At 65.9% G+C, this 15,194-nt stretch carries 14 protein-coding genes; 6 read left to right on the plus strand and 8 right to left on the minus strand.

Features of this window, described 5'->3' with window-relative positions:
• Positions 1-822, minus strand: a complete 822-nt coding sequence (locus ACVIJ6_RS18620; RefSeq protein WP_456773867.1) for a sugar phosphate isomerase/epimerase family protein — start codon at positions 820-822, stop codon at positions 1-3.
• A gap of 316 nt (positions 823-1,138) precedes the next feature.
• On the opposite strand from ACVIJ6_RS18620, the gene ACVIJ6_RS18625 reads away from it, so the two are divergent.
• Positions 1,139-2,287, plus strand: coding sequence for a hypothetical protein (locus tag ACVIJ6_RS18625; protein ID WP_456773868.1), 1,149 nt, complete (start codon positions 1,139-1,141; stop codon positions 2,285-2,287).
• A 50-nt stretch (positions 2,288-2,337) separates the two neighbouring features.
• On the opposite strand, the gene ACVIJ6_RS18630 is transcribed toward ACVIJ6_RS18625, so the two are convergent.
• On the minus strand, positions 2,338-2,979 hold the full coding sequence (locus tag ACVIJ6_RS18630) for a Vgb family protein (RefSeq protein ID WP_456773869.1): 642 nt from the start codon (positions 2,977-2,979) through the stop codon (positions 2,338-2,340).
• A gap of 35 nt (positions 2,980-3,014) precedes the next feature.
• Positions 3,015-4,235 carry a helix-turn-helix domain-containing protein gene (locus ACVIJ6_RS18635; protein ID WP_456773870.1) on the minus strand — a complete coding sequence of 407 codons (1,221 nt, stop codon included), beginning with the start codon at positions 4,233-4,235 and terminating at the stop codon, positions 3,015-3,017.
• Positions 4,236-4,320: 85 nt separating this feature from the next.
• On the opposite strand from ACVIJ6_RS18635, the gene ACVIJ6_RS18640 reads away from it, so the two are divergent.
• Together ACVIJ6_RS18640 and ACVIJ6_RS18645 are read left to right on the plus strand one after the other, a co-directional pair.
• Positions 4,321-5,082 carry a DUF899 domain-containing protein gene (locus ACVIJ6_RS18640; protein ID WP_456773871.1) on the plus strand — a complete coding sequence of 254 codons (762 nt, stop codon included), beginning with the start codon at positions 4,321-4,323 and terminating at the stop codon, positions 5,080-5,082.
• A gap of 32 nt (positions 5,083-5,114) precedes the next feature.
• Positions 5,115-5,363, plus strand: a complete 249-nt coding sequence (locus tag ACVIJ6_RS18645) for a hypothetical protein (protein ID WP_456773872.1) — start codon at positions 5,115-5,117, stop codon at positions 5,361-5,363.
• 304 nt (positions 5,364-5,667) lie between these two features.
• Here ACVIJ6_RS18645 and ACVIJ6_RS18650 read toward each other — a convergent pair whose 3' ends face one another.
• From ACVIJ6_RS18650 to ACVIJ6_RS18670, 5 genes are all read right to left on the minus strand, one after another.
• The gene (locus ACVIJ6_RS18650; RefSeq protein WP_456773873.1) at positions 5,668-6,453 is read right to left on the minus strand and encodes an ABC transporter ATP-binding protein; all 786 of its coding nucleotides are present in this window, start codon (positions 6,451-6,453) and stop codon (positions 5,668-5,670) included.
• Positions 6,450-7,223, minus strand: a complete 774-nt coding sequence (locus tag ACVIJ6_RS18655) for an ABC transporter permease (protein ID WP_456777024.1) — start codon at positions 7,221-7,223, stop codon at positions 6,450-6,452. Before ACVIJ6_RS18655 ends, ACVIJ6_RS18650 begins: the two co-directional genes overlap by 4 nt.
• Positions 7,224-7,444: 221 nt before the next feature.
• Positions 7,445-8,389: an ABC transporter substrate-binding protein gene (locus ACVIJ6_RS18660; protein WP_456773874.1), complete on the minus strand. Its 945-nt coding sequence runs from the start codon at positions 8,387-8,389 to the stop codon at positions 7,445-7,447.
• Between the two features lie 130 nt (positions 8,390-8,519).
• Positions 8,520-9,257: a histidine utilization repressor gene (gene hutC / locus ACVIJ6_RS18665; RefSeq protein WP_456773875.1), complete on the minus strand. Its 738-nt coding sequence runs from the start codon at positions 9,255-9,257 to the stop codon at positions 8,520-8,522.
• Positions 9,254-10,612: a formimidoylglutamate deiminase gene (locus tag ACVIJ6_RS18670; protein WP_456773876.1), complete on the minus strand. Its 1,359-nt coding sequence runs from the start codon at positions 10,610-10,612 to the stop codon at positions 9,254-9,256. The genes hutC and ACVIJ6_RS18670 overlap by 4 nt, the downstream gene beginning before the upstream one ends.
• Before the next feature lie 87 nt (positions 10,613-10,699).
• Between ACVIJ6_RS18670 and hutI the strand changes: the two genes are divergently transcribed.
• Genes hutI through hutU form a run of 3 tightly spaced genes read left to right on the plus strand, consistent with a single transcriptional unit; the run spans position 10,700 to position 15,138 of the window.
• Positions 10,700-11,914 (plus strand): imidazolonepropionase, encoded by a 1,215-nt coding sequence (hutI, locus tag ACVIJ6_RS18675; protein ID WP_456773877.1) that lies wholly within the window; start codon positions 10,700-10,702, stop codon positions 11,912-11,914.
• The gene (gene hutH, locus ACVIJ6_RS18680) at positions 11,911-13,458 is read left to right on the plus strand and encodes a histidine ammonia-lyase (protein ID WP_456773878.1); all 1,548 of its coding nucleotides are present in this window, start codon (positions 11,911-11,913) and stop codon (positions 13,456-13,458) included. The genes hutI and hutH overlap by 4 nt, the downstream gene beginning before the upstream one ends.
• A 9-nt stretch (positions 13,459-13,467) precedes the next feature.
• Positions 13,468-15,138 carry a urocanate hydratase gene (gene hutU / locus ACVIJ6_RS18685; protein WP_456773879.1) on the plus strand — a complete coding sequence of 557 codons (1,671 nt, stop codon included), beginning with the start codon at positions 13,468-13,470 and terminating at the stop codon, positions 15,136-15,138.
• Positions 15,139-15,194 lie beyond the last annotated feature (56 nt).

Consider the following 15,194-nt stretch of genomic DNA (forward strand, 5'->3'; position numbering starts at 1 on the left):
TTATTGCGCGACGCCGAGCGAGGCGAGATAGGCGGCGCCGGCCTTGACGTGATCGTGGTTGCGCAATTCGAGGATCAGGCGCGGATTGGAGGAGAGCTTCGCCAGCGCGCGGAATACGGCGATCCAGCGGATATTGCCTTCGCCCGGCGCCCAATGGCGGTCGGCGTAGCCGTCGGTGTCCTGCAGATGGACGTGGGTCAGCATGTCGCCGGCTGCGTCGATATAGTAGTCGACCGGCGGTGCGCCGGTGGAATGATGCGCGTAGTTGGCATGACCGGTATCGAGCGACACCCGCACCTTGCTGCTGCCCAACGCCGTCGCGAGCGCGACACGATCGGAGGGATCCTTGTCCTCGATGTTCTCGATCACGATCTCGCAATTCGCCTGCTCGGCCGAGGCGATGACGTCCGAGAGCGTCGCCCGCACGCGCTCGATCAGACCCTCGCGATTGTCCGGCAGCATGTCGATATTGTTGTAGTCCCAGGTGGTGTAGGGCGAGTGGATCACCATCTGCGTGGCGCCCAGGAACTCGGCGACTTCCAGCCCCTGCAGCAGCCGCTTGGTGACGGCGCGGCGGATCATCGGATCGTGGCTGTCGATCTTGAAGCCCCAGAACGGACCGTGGATGCCGAGCCGGCCGGTATGGCCTGACAGCATCGACTTGATCTCCTTGGCGGTGCTGCGCCAGTCGCTGTCGAGCAGGTCGGCGCGGAAGAAATCCTGGATCTCGAGATCACGCTGCCGCTCGAGCAGCCAGTCGGTGTGGGCCGGAATGGATTTGGCGGAGAGGGCGGCGCCGAGAACGGGCAGCGTGGCGGACATGGCGTGATCCTTCTTCGAGACCCCGTGAGCGCTAACGAAGTTCGATGACGCTCCCATGAAGGGCTGTGGATGATCACATGCGACATGTTGTGTTGATCCGGCCCGATCGACGCCAGATCTGTATCGTTGAGGTGATAATCAATTTTACGCACTACTTGACGTAGTCGCGGAAACTGGAACAATGCGGCGGAAAAGGGGGCGTGAAATGACGACACAGTGTGCAATCGTTGCGAGATTGCGTTCGGTTTTCGCGCTTTCCGCGCTTGCGTTCGGCGTGCCCCTGCTCATCAGGCGTCTACTCATGCGGCCTTTACTCATGCAGCCTTTACTCATCCGGGGTTTAGTCGTCTCGGCTTTAGTCATCGCGGCTCTGCTCAGCGTGCCTTTGCTCAGCGCGCCGGCACACGCCAAAGGACCCTACGGCTCGATCTCCGTCGCCGGATGGTCCGGCGGAGCCTTCACGGACGACAACACCGGGCAGTTCACCAGCTGCGTCGCATCGGCCAGCTACAAGAGCGGCATCAACTTCGGTGTTCTCGCTCTGCCAAATTTCAATTGGGCGCTCGCCTTCATCCATCCGAGCTGGTCGCTGTCGCAGGGGCAGAAATTTCCGATCGTGTTGAGCTTCGATGGCCGGACGTCGTACAATGTCGAAGGCGCGGTGTGGTCGACGACCATGGTCGTCGTGCCGATGCCCAACGATTCCAGCCTGATCAAGGCGTTCCGCGCCGCGCGGACGATGTCGGCGTTCGCGCAAGGCAATCTGTTCCAGTTCAATCTGACCGGCACCGCGGTGCTGCTGCCCTCGCTCGCCAATTGTGTGCGCATCATCAATGCCGGGGGGCTGGCCGCCGCGACCAACTTCAACATTCAACCCAGTGCGCCATCGGCGCAGCGCTCGGCGATACAGCAGGCGGCGGTAGTGCCAAGCGCGCCGGCGGCCGTCCAGCCGTCGCGGCCGCGGGGCGACTCTCCCGAGCTGCAGCTGGAGGCGATGCAGATCGCCTCCAACTTCATTCTGAAGGCGGCCCTGTCGCATCCGGCCATCCTCGGCGGCGGCGAAAGGCCGGTCTGGCTGACATCCGGCGGCGTGGCGTGGAAGGCCGATAATGCGACCGGATTTGTGAAGATCGTACCGCCAGAGCCCAATCTCGACGGGCTGGAGGTGGCCGCCACGATCGTCGGCAACGATGCGCGCGATTGCAAGGGCAAGTTCATTTCCGCGCGCAACAGTGAGCTGGTCGACAGCGCGGTGGTGTTTCGCGGCATGTCCTCCTGCGAGGACAGCGAGAAGTCCGATGTCTCCGAATATTTCATCTTTCCGCGCAAGGCCGGCGGCTTCGTCTTGTTCTCAGTGATCACGCCGACCAAGCCGGTTGGCGGTGGTGGCGGTCAGCAGCTGCAGACACGCGAAGAAGCCAATGCCAACTTCCGCAAGGCGGCCTACACGTCGCTCGCGAAATAGCAGCCCCCGATCCGGCTGGCACTCGCAGGTGAGTCAGGGCGCGCACGTGCTCAGCCGACGGTCCGCTTCGGACGCCTGATCGCCCGCACCTTGCCGCTGCGACCGCCGCCGCAATACAGCGTCTCATCACCATCGGCCTCCATCCCCGAGACGCCGGTGCCCGCGGGCATGTCCAGCTGCTCGAGCACCTCGCCGCTCACCGGATCGATCCGCCTGATGTCGCTGACATCATCCTCCCAGGTGCCATGCCAGAGCTCGCCATCGACCCAGGTGACACCGGTGACAAACCGCGTGCAGGGGATGCTGCGCAGGATCCGCCCCGTCGCCGGATCGATCTGGTGGATCTTGCGATCGCGATAGGCGCCGACCCAGAGCGAGCCCTCCGCCCAGGCGAGTCCGGAATCACCGCCCGCTGCCGGCGCCGGAATGGTCGAGATCACCTCGCCGCTGTCGGGATCGATCTTCTGAATATGCGCTTCCGCGATCTGGTACAGGTGCTTGCCGTCAAAGGCGGTCCCCGCATGGGCGGCGATGTCGAACGACCGCTTGACCTCGCCATCGGCAGGATCGAACGCCTGGATGCTTGCGCCGGTCGCAATCCACACCTGTCGTCCGTCATGGGTGACTCCGGCGACTTGGTCGCCCTCGAAGGGGCCGTATTCGCGGAGGATCTCGGCGGGGGCTCGTCTCATGGCGGTGGTGCATCCCTTGTTGTGACAGCGTGACGCTAGTCCAGCGAGGACCAGGCTGGGAGTAACAAGCTGGTCGCGAATTCCGGGACCACCGGGCATGTCCAGCGTTGGGCGCGGCCGCGGCCGAAGGACTGTACCTTGCCCGACACCGCGAGGGCGTCGAGCGCGCGCTGCACCGTGCGCTGACTGGCACCGAGCGCCAGCGCCAGGCCTGAGCTTGACCACGCCTCGCCGTCGGCGAGGCAGGCCAGCACGGCGGCATTCTCGTCTTCGATCGGCTGCGCAAGCACGACGACGTCGCGACCATCGCAGGACGTCAAGGCAAAGCCGTCGCGGGTGGCCTTGATCTCGGCCATGCCCTTGAGCAGGTGACGCAGGCGCCCGATCTCGACGCGCAGCCGCGCGCGGTGCGACTCGTCCGCCTGCTTGCCGCGGAAAGCGGCGGAGATCAGCACCGACCGCGGCACATCATCGGGCGCTCGCTCCGCCAGTCTGCGGGCGAGGACAAACAACACCGGACGCCGGGTCAACGACACGACATGGTTGCCTTTGCGTACGGCCAGCCGGCAGGCATCGACAATCAGCGCGTCCGACCGGAACAGCGCCTCGATCTCGTCGAGCAGCAGCCGTCGGTCCCGGCCTGGTTGGATCAGGCGTGCAGCCGGTGCGGACAGTGCGGTCGCCAGCCGTTCGACCTCCACAAGCAGCTCCGGACTATGGGCCTGCCGCGCCATGCGTGCGGCGCGCTCCAGCGCCGCTTGCGCGGCCTTGGTCTGCAGACGGCGCAGTGCCAATCCGGCGACGATCAGCTCGTAGATCGTACGGGCCGCCGGCAGCAAGGGCGAGGGATCGAGATCGGCCAGTCCGCGCTCGGCCTTGTCGAGATGACCGATGAGTACCATGCGGCGGATCTCGAGGCTGCGCGCATAGGCGGCATTGATGCGGTCGCCGTGCTGCGCCAAGGTGTCGCGCGCCTCTGCCAGCGCCTTGGTCGGCCATGACAGATCCCGCGCCGCGAGCGCGATCTCCGCTTCGGCGAGGGCACAGCGGGCGCGCGCCACGGCCGCCTTGGCGCCGAAGCTTCGTGCCGCCTGCCGCAGCAGTGCCTTCGCCCGCATGACATCGCCAAGCCGGGCCATCGCGATGCCGCGCAGCGCCAGCGCCGGCGGATCATCGCGCAATGCGACGCGGTTCAGCGCACCGAGCGGATCGCCGGCGGCGAGCGCCTGCGCTGCCGCCGAGATCAGCGAGTCCATGCAAATCCCGCCAAACTTGTCACTCCCTGGTTCTCCCGCGCCGATCCTAGTCTCAGTCGAGGTCAACACGCAAAGGAACACAGACATGACCCCGCATCTCACAGGAACTCGCGAAGACTGGCTGAAGGCCCGCCTCGACCTGCTCGCAGCAGAAAAGGAATTCACCCGCCGCGGCGATGAGCTGGCGCAGCGCCGTCAGGCGCTGCCCTGGGTGCGCGTCGACAAAAGCTATCGCTTCGACACCGAGGATGGTCCAGCTTCGCTCCCTGACCTGTTCAAGGGACGCTCGCAGCTGCTCGTCTATCACTTCATGTTCGGGCCCGACTTCCAGGCCGGCTGTCCGTCCTGCTCGATGATCGCCGATGGGTTCAACGGCTTTCAGGTCCACCTCGCCCATCATGACGTGATGCTGTGGGCGGTCTCGCGCGCGCCTCTGGCCAAGCTGAAGGCCTATCAGACCCGGATGGGCTGGAGCTTTCCCTGGGCGTCGTCGGCGAGCAGTGATTTCAACTTCGACTTCAACGTCGCCGTGACCGAGGAGCAGCAGCGCCAGGGCGGAACCGAATACAATTATCGCATCAGCCCGCCGATCGGGGCCGGCGACGTTCCGCCGATGGTGGCCGAGATCGCCACTGCCGCGGGAACCGACGGCGCCACCTTCATGCGCGACCGGCCGGGGATGAGCGCTTTCATTCTCGATGACGGTGTCATCTACCACACCTATTCGGCCTATGCCCGCGGTCTCGACGGTATGTGGGGCGCCTATCAGTGGCTCGACCGTGCGCCGAAAGGCCGCAACGAGCAGGGCGTATGGTGGCGCCGCCGCGACGAATACGACGCACGCTGACATCGCGGAGCCAAGCCATTCGGAGCCAAGCCATGGCGTTCCTCGCCTCCACCAAACGCGTGATACCCGACATCGCCGCGGGTCTGCGCTTTGCCGCGGCGCCGACCTTCGCGTTGATGGCGGTGCTGAATGCCATGGCCCGCGACGGGCGGAGCGATGTCATCTGCTCCGCCATGCCCGCCGGGGCGTCGCTCGACAGCATGACGGTGATGTACCTGCTGATGAGCGCGTTCCACCTGGTGCCTTGGCTGAAGCGGATCAGCGGTGGCGTCGGGAGATAGCGCTCCGGCTGATGCAACCAGTTCGGAGGACGGCTACGTGTCTATGAGCCTTGTCCGCGGAGAGAGACTCCTCACCCAAGTGCGTTCGCGGATGGGCCGGCGATGCCCTCTCCCGCAAGGGGAGAGGGCGCTGTCTCGCGCAGCCTTGCTGCGGCGCTGACTGAGATACAGCTCATGATGTGAGCGGCGCAGTGGCCGTTATTGCGCCCTTTCCCCTTGCGGGAGAGGGCATGCAGGACAGAACGGCATATTGGCTCGGGTGAGGGGGTATCTCTCCGCAAGCTCCGCCTCTTCGACAACCCCCTCACGCCTCCGCCGCGACCTTCAGCGCCTCGGCGCGGATCTCCTCGACCAGACGCTCCTTGAGCGCGACGAACTCCGGCGAGGTCTTAATCTTGTAGGAGCGCGGGTGCGGCAGCGCGATCTTGATATCGGCCTTGATGCGGCCGGGCCGCGCGCTCATCACCAGCACGCGGCTGCCGAGGAAGATCGCCTCCTCGATGTCGTGGGTGACGAACAGCACCGTCTTCTGGTCGCGCTCCCAGATGCCGAGCAGCATCTCCTGCATCAGCACACGGGTCTGGTTGTCCAGCGCGCCGAACGGTTCGTCGAGCAGCAGAATCTTGGGATCATTGGCGAGCGCACGCGCAATGGCGCAGCGCTGCTGCATGCCGCCGGACAGCTGCTTGGGCCAGTGGTTCTCGAAACCGTTCAGCCCGATCTGCTGGATGAAACGGTCGGCGACCGCGTTGCGCTTGTCTTCCGGGATGCCGCGCTCGCGCAGGCCGAAGGCGATGTTCTCGCGCACGGTGAGCCAGGGAAACAGCGTGTAGGACTGGAACACCATGCCGCGATCGGCGCCGGGACCGGTGACCTCGCGACCGTCGAGTAGCACATTGCCGCTGGTCGGATGATCGAGCCCGGCGACGATGCGCAGCAATGTCGACTTGCCGCAGCCGGAGGGACCGAGGATGGTGACGAAATCATTGTTGCCGATGGTGAGCGCGACAGGCTCCAGCGCGCGGGTCGGCGCGTGACCCTGGCGGGCCGGGAAGGTGCGGGTGACCTGATCGATGACAAGCGTAGTCATGCGAGCTTCCAGGGGAACAGCCAGGCGTTGAACGCCTTGAACAGGAAATCCGAGATCAGCCCGATCAAGCCGATCACGATGATGCCGAAGATGATCTGCCCGGTGTTGAGCAGTGCCTGGCTGTCGGTGATCATGTGGCCGATGCCCGAGGACGAGCCGATCAGCTCGGCGACGATGACATAGGTCCAGGCCCAGCCGAGCACCAGCCGCAGGATCTCGGCGATGTCAGGCGCCGCGGAAGGCAGCAGCACGCGGCCAATGATTCCGCGGTCGCTGGCGCCGAGCGTGTAGGCGGCTTCGACCAGATCGCGCCGCGTATTGCCGACCGTGACGGTGATCATCAGGATGATCTGGAACACGGATCCGATGAAGATGATCAGCAGCTTCTGCAACTCGCCGATCCCGGCCCAGAGAATCAGCAAGGGAATGAAGGCGGAGGCGGGCAGATAGCGCGCGAAGGAGACGAACGGTTCGAGAAACGCCTCGATCGGCTTGTAGGCCCCCATCAAGAGCCCGAGCGGCACGGCGATGACGGCCGCCAGCACGAAGCCGCCGATCACGCGCCAGACGGTCATGCCGATATCGTAGAGGAATCCGAACTTCGTCAGCAGGTCCCAGCCCTCGCGCAGCATGGTCAGGGGATCGGCCAGGAACGTCTTCGGCACGTAGCCGCCGAATGTCGCCAGCGACCACGCCGCGACGAACACGACGAAGAAGGCAAGGCCGAGCGCTGTTCTCGATCTGGCGCTGACGGGGTCGAGGGGACGGATCACGGATCAGGCTTTCGTGTTGGCGCAGTCCGCGAGGCGTCGCGGACTGCTGGTGGTGAGATCGAACGAGTTGGCTTCAGAGGACGCTGCTCATTGTCAGGCGGGATGCCTCAACACCGTCATTGCGAGAGCGAAGCGACGAAGCAATCCAGACTTCCTTCCTGGCCCTGGATTGCTTCGCTTCGCTCGCAATGACGGATCACTCAGAGCGCAGCTCCGAGCTACTTGATGAAGCTCGCATCGTAGAGATCCTCGACGTTCGGGATCTGCTTGATGATGCCGACCTCGAGCAGCAGCTCCGCCGCGTCCTTGTTGAAGGTCTTGAACTCGGTCTCGAAGAACTTCTGGCTCGCGGCCTTGTCCTGCCAGCGCAGATATTTGGCGGAGTTGCCGAACTGCTCGGCCGTCTGCTTCACGTCGGCGCCCATGATCTCATAGGCCTTGGCCTGGTCCTTGGCGATCATGTCGAGCGCCTCGTAATAGCTGTCAGCGAGCGCCTTGGCGGCCTTCGGGTTCTCTGAGAGGAATTTCGGCGTGCAGCCGAACGTATCCATCACCATCGGATAATCGAGCGTGGTGGCGATGATCTTGCCCTTGTCGGGCGCGGCGCGCACCGTCGACAGATATGGCTCATAGGTCATGGCCGCATCGTTCTGGCCGGAGACGAAGGCCTGCGCGGCCGCCGCCGGCTCCAGGTTCACGATGGTAACGTCCTTGACGGTGAGGCCGTTCTTCTTGAGCATCCAGGCCAGCCCGAAATAGGGCGAGGTGCCGGGCGCCGACGCCGCGACCGTCTTGCCCTTCAGGTCCTTGATCGAGGCGATGTCGTTGCGCACGGCCATGCCGTCGGCGCCGTAGCTCTTGTCGAGCTGGAAGATCTGTTTGGTGGCGACGCCGTTGGCGTTCCAGGAGATCCACGTCTCGACCGTGGTCGCCGCGCACTGCACGTCGCCGGCAGCGATCGCGAGGTGACGGTCCTTCTGCGGGATCTTCTTGATGGTGACGTCGAGCCCGTTCTTCTTGAAGATGCCCGCTTCCTTGGCGAGCGTCAGCGGCGCGAAGCCGGTCCAGCCGGAAATGCCGATGCCGACCTTGACGTCGTCGGCGAACGCCGTGGTCGAGGCCAGGAGGGCGGCCGTTACGGCGAGGAGCCTAAATCTGCGCATCGTCATCATCCTTTGCTGTTGAAAGAAGTTGTCGGAGCGGTCCGCGGTCGCCCGCGGTGACCGCATGTCTCTGCAAGAGCTGGCGGCTTGCCTGCAAATCTCGTGCTCAGATCCGGCGCGCATGTTGCCATCATTCGCTGCCCCTGAAGCGCGCCACCAGCCGGTGCTGCTCGCCGGGATAGATCAGCCTGACAGCCGTGAGCGGCCGACCTTGGCGCCAGGTGTGGCGCTCGATGACCAGGCACGGCGCACCCACCGCGATGCCAAGACCCTGGGCGATTACCTCATCGGCGACGATGGCGCTGATCGCATGCTCCGCTTCCGTCCAAGGCACATGATGCAAGAGCCAGGAGCCGGGCGGATCGACCTTGAAGTCGGCCTTGGCCGCGTCGGGCACCGCGTCCAGATCGATCAGCCGGTCCTCGATCGCGAATGGGAGATTGTCGGCACTGTGGCGGCAGCGGATCGCGATCACCTTGCATGGCTTCTTGACGCCGAGGCGCTCGCGATCGCCGGCGTTGGCGGCGCGACGCGTCGAGGAGATCAACTGATAGCCATAGGTGCGGCCGAGCGCGCCGATCTCGGCACGGATGTCAGGGATCTTCAACACCGCCGACAGGAATTGCGGCCGTCGCACGAAGCTGCCGGCGCGGCGGCGGCGCTCGATCAGGTCGGCCTGCGCGAGCTCCGACAGCGCCTTGTTGACGGTCATGCGCGAGCAACCATAGCGCGCCATGATCTCGTGCTCGAACGGAATGCGATGGCCGGGCGGCCATTCGCCGGTGAGGATGCGGCGCTCGATGTCCTGCCGGATCGTCTTGTAGAGCGTGCCCGCTCCCGGCTTGGCACGGTCCTCCGCGAGGCTCATGCGAGCAGCCTCCGCAGGGCCGTGTTGAAGCCGCGCCGGGCCGCCTCGCGCGAACGATGATGACCTCCCTGGACAACCTTGGCGCCGCCGGCCCAGACACAGTCGATCGCGTCGTACGCCGTCGCGAAGATCCAGCCGTCGAGCAGCGCATCCTGCGTTCGCCCCGCGAGCGAAGGATGCGACAGATCGAGCGTGACGATATCGGCGCGGCCGCCCACCTGCAGCCCAGCGACGGATTGTGCCAGCGCCCGCGCGCCGCCAGCGAGAGCGGCGTCAAACAGCGTCCGGCCTGTCGACGCCTCCGGGCCCGACGTCAGCACGTTGCGCTCGCGATGCGTCAGCCGTTGGCCGTATTCGAGCTGGCGCAACTCGTCGCTCACGCCGACCAGCACGTTGGAGTCGGTGCCCACGCCAATACGCCCACGCGCGCGCAGATAGTCGCGCGCTGGGAAGATGCCGTCGCCAAGGCTGGCTTCGGTGACCGGGCAAAGGCCGGCCGTCGCGCCGCTCCGTGCGAGCGTCGCTGTTTCGTCCGCCGTCATATGCGTCGCATGGATCAGGCACCAGCGATCATTGACGTCGTGATGATCGAGCAGCCATTGCACGGGACGCCGGCCGGACCAGGCGAGGCAGTCCTCGACCTCCTTGACTTGTTCGGCGGCGTGAATGTGGACGGGGCCGCCGTCAGCGAGCGGCAGCAGTGCGGTCAACTCATCCGGCGCGACGGCGCGCAGGCTGTGCGGCGCGATGCCGAGATTGGCGCCAGCCAGCGAGCTGATCGCCTTGCGGGAGGCCGTCAGCAATTTCGCAAACTGATCGACATTACAGATGAAGCGCCGCTGGCCGTCATGCGGAGCCGCGCCGCCGAAGCCGGCATGCGCGTAGAAGCTCGGCAGCAGGGTCAGGCCGATGCCGGATGTCTTGGCTGCCGCGGTGATGCGCACCGCCATCTCGGCGATATCGGCGTAAGGCGTCCCGTCGCGATCGTGATGCAGATAGTGGAACTCGCCGACCCGCGTAAAACCGCGCTCGAGCATCTCGATATAGAGCAAGGTTGCGACCGCCTCGACGTCCTCCGGGCGCATCGACAGGGCGAAGCGGTACATCGTCTCGCGCCACGTCCAGAACGTATCGGTGGAGGGACCGCTGATCTCGGCAAGCCCGGCCATGCCGCGCTGGAACGCATGGCTGTGCAGGCTGGCGATGCCGGGGATCGCGACCTCATGTTGCTCGTCGGCGGAGGTCGGAGGCACGCCCTCGGTGACTGACGTGATCGCACCGTCGCGGATGACGATCTGCACGTCGTCGGCCCAACCCGTGGGCAGCAGCGCGGATGCGAAGTGCAGTGACGCCATGATCGATAAGCCCGCTGGACAGGACGGCGGAAGCAAGTTTATGTATAGACATATCGCCCGTCAAGCTTTCGTGAAGGGGGAGGCCGCATGGCCGAGCGTTTCGATCGGATCTGGCACCATGCGCGGCTCGCGACCCTGCGCGAGAGGCAGCCGGGCCTTGGCGTGATCGAGCAGGGCGTGGTCGCTGCGCGAAACGGCCGCATCGCTTTTGCCGGTCCGCTGGCAGATTTCCCTGCTGATGCCGATGCTGCTGAACGCATCGATTGCGAGGGGCGCTGGATCACGCCGGGCCTGGTGGACTGCCACACCCATCTTGTCCATGGCGGCGATCGCGCCCACGAGTTTGAGCTGCGCCTGGCCGGCGCAAGCTACGAAGAAGTCGCTCGCGCTGGTGGCGGCATCATCTCGACCGTGGCCGCGACGCGTGCCGCCAACGAAGAGACGCTGATCGCCAGCGCGCTGCCGCGGCTTGATGCATTGCTAGCCGAGGGCGTCACCACGATCGAGATCAAGTCCGGATATGGGCTGGAGACGGCGACTGAGCTGCGACAATTGTCCGCAGCCCGCGGCCTCGGCGGCCAGCGTCCGATCAGCGTGCGCACCAGCTTTCTCGGGGCGCACGCGCTGCCCGCCGAAGCCGAGGGCGACAAGGACCGGTACATCGATCTCATCTGCACCGAGATGTTGCCGGCAGTCGCCAAGTCCGCTCTCGCCGATGCCGTCGATGCCTTCATGGAGAACATCGCCTTCTCCGCAGCGCAGACCTCGCGCGTGTTCGCCGCGGCCAGGGCGCTCGGCCTACCGGTCAAGCTGCATGCCGACCAGCTCTCCAATCTCGGCGGCGCCGTGCTCGCGGCCGAGTTCGGCGCGCTGTCGGCCGATCATCTTGAGCACACCGACGATGTCGGCGCAGCGGCGATGGCGCGGGCCGGCACGGTCGCGGTGCTGCTGCCCGGCGCCTACTACTTCATTCGCGAGACGCAGAAGCCGCCGGTCGATCTGTTCCGCAATCACGGCGTGAAGCTAGCGCTGGCGACCGACTGCAATCCCGGCTCATCGCCGCTGACCTCGCTGCTGCTGACCATGAACATGGCGGCGACCTTGTTCCGCATGACCGTCGACGAATGTCTGGCCGGCGTGACGCGCGAAGGCGCCCGCGCGCTCGGCCTGTTGGCCGAGACCGGTACGCTCGACGCCGGCAAATGGTGCGACCTCGCGATCTGGGACATTGGCCGGCCGGCGGAGCTGGTCTACCGCATGGGCTTCAATCCCCTGCATCAGCGTGTCTGGAGAGGTCGATGAGCACGATCATTGCGGCGCCCGGCCGCGTCAGCCTTGATGATCTCGCGCGCGTCTATGCGGGCGCAACGCTCGAGCTCGATGCTTCTTATTGGCCTGATGTCGAGGCTGCGGCGGCGATCGTCGCCAAGGCGGCGCAGGGGGCCGAGCCGGTCTATGGCATCAATACCGGCTTCGGCAAGCTGGCGTCGAAACGCATTCCGCCGGACCAGACCGCGCAGCTGCAGCGCAATCTGATCCTCTCGCATTGCTGCGGCGTCGGGCCTGTGACCCCCGAGGCCGTCGTGCGGCTGATGATGGCGCTGAAAATCATCTCGCTCGGCCGCGGCGCCTCGGGCGTCCGCCGTGAGATCATCGAACAGCTGCAGGCGATGCTGGCGCATGGCGTGTGTCCGTTCGTGCCGCAGCAGGGGTCGGTCGGCGCGTCCGGCGATCTTGCGCCGCTCGCGCATATGACGGCGGTGATGATCGGCGAAGGCCAGGCCTTCGTCGATGGGCGGCTGGTGCCGGGCCGCGAGGCGCTCGCGCATGCCGGACTTTCGCCGGTCATGCTCGGGCCCAAGGAAGGGCTCGCGCTGATCAACGGCACGCAGTTCTCGACCGCCTACGCGCTCGCGGCACTGTTTCGTGCCCATGATCTGCTCAAGGCTGCGCTGGTCACCGGCGCGCTGTCGGTCGATGCCGCGATGGCGTCGACCGCGCCGTTCCGTCCCGAGATCCAGGCGCTGCGCGGCCATCCCGGGCAGATCGCGGCCGGCCGCGTCCTGACCGAGCTGCTCGAGGGCAGCGCCATCCGGCTGTCGCATCTCGAAGGCGACGAACGCGTGCAGGATCCGTATTGCCTGCGCTGCCAGCCGCAGGTCGCGGGCGCCGCGCTCGATCTGCTGACGCAGACGGCGCGGACATTGATGACCGAGGCCAATGCGGTGACGGATAATCCGCTGGTGCTGGTCGCGACCGGCGAGATCATCTCCGGGGGCAATTTTCACGCCGAGCCGGTGGCGTTCGCGGCGGACCAGATCGCGCTGGCGCTGTCCGAGCTCGGCGCGATCAGCGAGCGGCGCATTGCGACCTTGGTCGACCCCGCGCTCAATTTCGGGCTGCCGCCGTTCCTCACCCCGCAGCCGGGCCTGAACTCCGGCTTCATGATCGCGGAAGTGACGGCGGCGGCCTTGTTCGCCGAGAACAAGCAGCGCGCGCTGCCATGCTCGATCGATTCGACGCCGACCAGCGCCAATCAGGAAGACCATGTCTCGATGGCCGCGCATGCGGCGCGGCGGCTGCACGACATGGCCGATAATCTCGCCCACATCATCGGCATCGAACTCCTGGTTGCCGCGCAAGGCATCGAGCTGCGCGTGCCGCATGGCACCAGCGCCGCGCTCTCGGCCGTCATCGGCGCTCTGCGCGTCCATGTGCCGGCGCTCGAGAACGACCGTTACATGGCCGACGACCTCGCGAAGGCGGCGGCGATCGTGGCGGGCGGTGTGCTGGCTGACGCAGCGAGTGACGCGCTCGGACGCGATCCGTTTCCCAAGCTTGGATGAGAGGGACCCATGAACAGACGCCTGGACAATGAACGGGTGATCCGCGCCCCCCATGGCAGCGACATCAGCGCCAAGAGCTGGCTCACCGAAGCGCCGCTGCGCATGCTGATGAACAATCTCGATCCCGATGTCGCCGAGAAGCCGAGCGAACTGATCGTCTATGGCGGCATCGGCCGCGCCGCGCGCGACTGGGACAGTTTTGATCGCATCGTTGCCTCGCTGCGCGAGCTCGAAGCGGACCAGACCCTGGTCGTGCAGTCCGGCAAGCCGGTCGGCATCTTCCGGACCCACCCCGATGCGCCGCGCGTGCTGATCGCCAATTCCAACATCGTGCCGCATTGGGCGACGCTCGATCACTTCAACGCGCTCGATCGCATGGGCCTGATGATGTACGGCCAGATGACGGCCGGCTCCTGGATCTATATCGGCAGCCAGGGCATCGTGCAGGGCACCTATGAGACCTTCGTCGAGGTCGGCCGCCGCCACTACCATGGCGATCTCGCCGGCAAGTGGATCCTGACTGCTGGCCTTGGCGGCATGGGCGGCGCGCAGCCGCTGGCGGCGACGATGGCCGGCGCGTCGATGCTGGCCGTCGAATGCCAGCCGAGCCGCATCGAGATGCGGCTGCGCACCGGCTATCTCGACCGGCAGGCTGCGACGCTGGATGAGGCGCTGGCGCTGATGGCTGAGGCCGCGGCGACGAAGAAGGCGGTGTCGGTCGGCCTGCTCGGCAATGCCGCCGAGATCTTCCCGGAACTCGTGCGTCGCGGCGTGCGTCCGGACATCGTCACCGACCAGACCAGCGCGCATGATCCGATCAACGGCTATCTGCCGAAGGGATGGACGCTCGCCGAATGGGAGACCAAGCGCGCCTCTGACCCGAAGGCGGTGGAGCAGGCGTCGAAGACCTCGATGGTCGGCCACGTCCAGGCGATGCTGGATTTCCACGCCATGGGCATTCCGACGCTCGACTACGGCAACAACATCCGCCAGATGGCGAAGGACATGGGCCTCGCCAACGCGTTCGATTTCCCCGGCTTCGTACCGGCCTATATTCGTCCGCTGTTCTGCCGCGGCATCGGCCCGTTCCGCTGGGCAGCGCTGTCGGGCGATCCCGAGGACATCTACAAGACCGACGCCAAGGTGAAGGAGCTGCTGCCGGACAACAAGCACCTGCACAATTGGCTGGACATGGCGCGGCAGCGCATCAAGTTCCAGGGCCTGCCGGCGCGGATCTGCTGGGTCGGGCTCGGCGACCGGCATCGCCTCGGGCTCGCCTTCAACGAGATGGTGGCGCGCGGCGAAGTGAAGGCGCCGATCGTGATCGGCCGCGACCATCTCGATTCCGGCTCGGTGGCGAGCCCGAACCGCGAGACCGAGGCGATGAAGGACGGCTCGGATGCGGTGTCGGACTGGCCGCTGCTCAATGCGCTGCTGAATTGTGCTAGCGGCGCGACCTGGGTGTCGCTGCATCATGGTGGCGGCGTCGGCATCGGCTATTCGCAGCATGCCGGCATGGTGATCGTGGCCGATGGTACGCCCGATGCGGCGCGGCGGCTGGAGCGCGTGCTGTGGAACGACCCCGCCACCGGCGTGATGCGGCACGCCGATGCCGGCTATGAGGATGCTATCGCCTGCGCCGAGGCCAACGGTCTGGATCTGCCGAGCCTGCGCCGTTAAGGCGCTCATGGGTTGAAGTGCGGCCCCTGATTGTGGTCTCATGTCGCTAACGCGAC

It is taken from the genome of Bradyrhizobium sp. USDA 4369 (genome assembly GCF_054056435.1).

Excerpts from the sequence above, each read along its gene's own strand:
- hutC (WP_456773875.1), bottom strand. The coding sequence starts at position 9,257 with ATGAGCCTCGCGGAGGACCGTGCCAAGCCGGGAGCGGGCACGCTCTAC.
- ACVIJ6_RS18620 (WP_456773867.1), bottom strand. The coding sequence starts at position 822 with ATGTCCGCCACGCTGCCCGTTCTCGGCGCCGCCCTCTCCGCCAAATCC.
- hutU (WP_456773879.1), top strand. The coding sequence starts at position 13,468 with ATGAACAGACGCCTGGACAATGAACGGGTGATCCGCGCCCCCCATGGC.
- ACVIJ6_RS18640 (WP_456773871.1), top strand. The coding sequence starts at position 4,321 with ATGACCCCGCATCTCACAGGAACTCGCGAAGACTGGCTGAAGGCCCGC.
- ACVIJ6_RS18625 (WP_456773868.1), top strand. The coding sequence starts at position 1,139 with ATGCAGCCTTTACTCATCCGGGGTTTAGTCGTCTCGGCTTTAGTCATC.
- ACVIJ6_RS18635 (WP_456773870.1), bottom strand. The coding sequence starts at position 4,235 with ATGGACTCGCTGATCTCGGCGGCAGCGCAGGCGCTCGCCGCCGGCGAT.
- ACVIJ6_RS18645 (WP_456773872.1), top strand. The coding sequence starts at position 5,115 with ATGGCGTTCCTCGCCTCCACCAAACGCGTGATACCCGACATCGCCGCG.
- ACVIJ6_RS18670 (WP_456773876.1), bottom strand. The coding sequence starts at position 10,612 with ATGGCGTCACTGCACTTCGCATCCGCGCTGCTGCCCACGGGTTGGGCC.
- hutI (WP_456773877.1), top strand. The coding sequence starts at position 10,700 with ATGGCCGAGCGTTTCGATCGGATCTGGCACCATGCGCGGCTCGCGACC.
- hutH (WP_456773878.1), top strand. The coding sequence starts at position 11,911 with ATGAGCACGATCATTGCGGCGCCCGGCCGCGTCAGCCTTGATGATCTC.
- ACVIJ6_RS18660 (WP_456773874.1), bottom strand. The coding sequence starts at position 8,389 with ATGCGCAGATTTAGGCTCCTCGCCGTAACGGCCGCCCTCCTGGCCTCG.
- ACVIJ6_RS18650 (WP_456773873.1), bottom strand. The coding sequence starts at position 6,453 with ATGACTACGCTTGTCATCGATCAGGTCACCCGCACCTTCCCGGCCCGC.
- ACVIJ6_RS18630 (WP_456773869.1), bottom strand. The coding sequence starts at position 2,979 with ATGAGACGAGCCCCCGCCGAGATCCTCCGCGAATACGGCCCCTTCGAG.